The sequence below is a fragment of the Vibrio floridensis genome, from assembly GCF_021852965.1.
GTDB lineage: Bacteria > Pseudomonadota > Gammaproteobacteria > Enterobacterales > Vibrionaceae > Vibrio > Vibrio floridensis.
This window is the reverse complement of record NZ_JAKGCY010000040.1, coordinates 1-3,214: the sequence shown is the minus strand read 5'-3', so window position 1 is coordinate 3,214 and position 3,214 is coordinate 1. Positions and strand designations below refer to the sequence as shown.

General features: G+C 41.9%; 3 protein-coding genes. All 3 read left to right on the top strand.

Features of this window, described 5'->3' with window-relative positions:
* Positions 1-607 precede the first annotated feature (607 nt).
* Complete coding sequence (locus tag LZU85_RS20455) at positions 608-1,063, top strand: hypothetical protein (protein WP_029853052.1); 456 nt, start codon at positions 608-610, stop codon at positions 1,061-1,063.
* Between the two features lie 151 nt (positions 1,064-1,214).
* Positions 1,215-1,601, top strand: coding sequence for a tautomerase family protein (locus tag LZU85_RS20445; protein ID WP_072611812.1), 387 nt, complete (start codon positions 1,215-1,217; stop codon positions 1,599-1,601).
* Between the two features lie 623 nt (positions 1,602-2,224).
* Positions 2,225-2,575: a hypothetical protein gene (locus LZU85_RS20435; protein WP_103201137.1), complete on the top strand. Its 351-nt coding sequence runs from the start codon at positions 2,225-2,227 to the stop codon at positions 2,573-2,575.
* Positions 2,576-3,214: the final 639 nt, after the last annotated feature.

The following is a 3,214-nucleotide window of genomic DNA, read 5'->3' as shown; positions in this document are numbered from 1 at the left end:
GTTTAAGTGGGATTCATGCCGCGTGGCATTTTTGGTATGCGGCGAGTTTTGGTGGTGAAAGTGGTCTGCGGGAAGTTGGTTTAGGCGGCATTCACCCCTTAACGCGGCGTTATGTTTAATCACCAAAAATCAGTGGATTATGGTTTTTCTTTGTTCCCTCGGCTTGTTAGTTTCGAGTTCATCGGCAAGTCAGCTTCATTGGGCGCTATTTTCTGGACACTTATTCTTTGGCGTTGGTAGTTCAGAGAATTGCCTCAATCAATTTTCGGGTAAGCGCGAGGTTAGGGAAGTTGGCTCAATCAGAACTTTGAACTTAGGTTTTTGAGTTTTAGCAGCCAAATTTCAAAGTCTGATTTTCAAAAATTATGAGTCATTTCAGTTTTTTAGGTTTTGCCTTTTGTTAGCAAATCCTAGCCGAGTTAATCTTGGTTTTGGTAAAAATGTGGGCGTTGAAGCTTAAGCATAACAAAGCGTTAAAGTGGGATTTGACACGCGTGGCATTTTCAGTTTGCGTTGAGTTCGGTGGTTACGGCACTGTGCGGTAGCTTTTGTATTGCGTGCCTGCACCCCTTAACGCGGCGTTATGTTTCTATCGGAGAAAGGGTGTATGGAGTTTATTCAACAAATTCTTGTCGGTATTTCAATAGCTAGCGTAAGTGCAGTTGTTACCGTTAAACTTTCTCTGAATCGTTTTCGAGCTGAAAAAGTTTGGGAAAGAAAATTGCAAGCCTATGAAAATGTTATCGATGCCTTTCATAAAATCAAAAACTATTACGACGAACACTTAGGTTCTTCAATTCAAGGCACCAAATTATCAGAGGAAAAGAAAAAACAGTTACTAGTAGCTCAGAATCTGGGCAGGTCTGAGCTTAGTCGCGCTATCGATGTCGGTGGGTTACTTCTTAGCTCAAAAGCAACATTAGTCGTTGAAAGCTATTTGTCCGATTTTCATAATTGTCCAGATTTTGAGTTTTATGAAGAGTATCTAGAACAGCATTGGACATTAGCGCATAAAGCTCTACGAGAGTTTATTTCCTACGCAAAAGCAGATCTAGAAACTTGAGCCCAAGAAACATAACAAGGCGTTCAAGTGGGATTCATGCCGCGTGGCATTTTTAGTATGCGGTGGTTTTTGGTGGTGAAAGTGGTCTGCGTAAAGTTGGTTTATGCGGCATTCACCCCTTAACGCGGCGTTATACGTTTAAGGAGAAATCGTGGTCGTCATATATGGAATAAAAGATTATTTGAATCCAATTAAAGCTGAGTTGTCCGATGTGATTCAGAACTCAATGACTCAAGCTCTAGGCTTGCCCGAGGATAAACGAGCTCACAGGTTTATTCCACTTGATAAAAGTGATTTCTACTATCCTAGTGGTCGCACTGATGCCTACACGGTGATCGAAGTAAACATGATGGAAGGTCGCAAAGTAGAAACGAAAAAGGCATTGATCAAAGCGCTTTTTAGTAACATTGAATCTCGATTAGGCATTTCCCCCGTTGATATTGAAATCACAATTAAAGAGCAGCCTTCCCATTGTTGGGGTTTCAGAGGCATTACAGGTGACGAAGTCGCCGACTTAACCTACAAAATCCACGTATAACAAGGCGTTTAAGTGGGATTCATGCCGCGTGGCATTTTTGGTTTGCAGTGACTTTTGTGGTGAAAGTGGTCTGCGGAAGGTTGGTTTGAGCGGCATTCACCCCTTAACGCAGCGTTATGTTTAGTCACGTAAAATCAGTTGGTTGCATCTTTTCTTTGTTCCTTCGTATTTCTAATTTTGGTCTTGTCGGCAAGTCAAATTCAGTGGTCGCTGTTTTCTGGACTCCAATTCGTGGGCGCTAAAAATTCAGAGAGTCGCCTCATTTAAGTTCAGTGTGTTTTTGAGTCGAATGACGCGATCTTAGTTTCAAAGTTTGAGCTCCAGTTTTCGGTATTCCACGCTAAAACTCAATATCAGTAAACTCAAATTTATTAGTTAATTCAGTTTTTTAGCGTCTGGTTTTGGTTTTCAAAGATAAGTTGAGTTAAGCTTTGGTATCGCAAAACTTAACCCTTTGAGCCTTAAACATAACAAGGCGTTTAAGTGGGATTCATGCCGCGTGGCATTTTTGGTGTGCAGTGAGTTTTGGTGGTGAAAATGGTCTGCGGAAGGTTGGTTTAGGCGGCATTCACCCCTTAACGCAGCGTTAGCACTCTGGACGGTAGTTTAGCAAAAGGATTGTTATGAACTTTCAAGAAATGTCAGAGCAGGAAATATTAGATATCGCAAATCCTATCATGGACAATTTGATGGAAGCATCGATGAATATTGACCATGAGCGGCACGTCCGAGACTTTAACAAGCGGATGCTCAAAATAGTTACCCGAGATTACCTCAATGAAGTCTGTGTAAAATATCAGGCTGAAAAGGGTTTCTTTGCAGATAGAGAGTTAGTTGCAGTGTTTAGGCGACCAGACTCAGCGGCAATAGTTTGGAAACAATATTACACGAAAGCACCAGGCGAACATGTAGCAGAGCTGGTTATAGTTTATGAGGATGGGCGTTTTCTGGTAGACCACGCAATGGTTTTCTAAAAGAGTGCTAACAAAGCGTTTAAGAGGGACTTGGCACGCGTGGCATTTTCAGTTTGCGGTAAGTTTAGTGGTTAAGGTGTGATGCGGTCACTTTTGTAGTGCGTGCCTGCGCCCCTTAACGCGGCGTTATGCTTAATCATGTAAAATCAGCGGGTTATGGTTTTTCTTTGTTCCCTCGGCTTGTTAGTTTCGAGTTTGTCGGCAAGTTGGCTTTTTTAAACGCTGCTTTTCGGACACTTATTCTTTGGCGCTGGAAATTCAGAGAGTTGCCTCAGTCAATTTTCGGGTTAGCGAGAGGTTAGGCCGGTTGGCTCAATCAGCAATTTGATCTTAGGTTTTTGAGTTTCAGCAGCCAAATTTCAATGTCTGATTTTCAAAATCATGAGCTATTTCGGTTTTCTACGTTTTGGTTTTTGTTTGTAAATTAAAGTCGAGTTAATCTTGTTTCAAGAAAACGTAACCCATTGAAGCTTAAACATAACAAGGCGTTCAAGAGGGATTCATGCCGCGTGGCATTTTTGGTATGCGGCGAGTTTTGGTAGTGAAAGTGGCTTGCGGGAAGTTGGTTTATGCGGCATTCACCCCTTAACGCAGCGTTAGGTTAAATAAAGAGGAGCATAAAATGAATAACCTGTTATC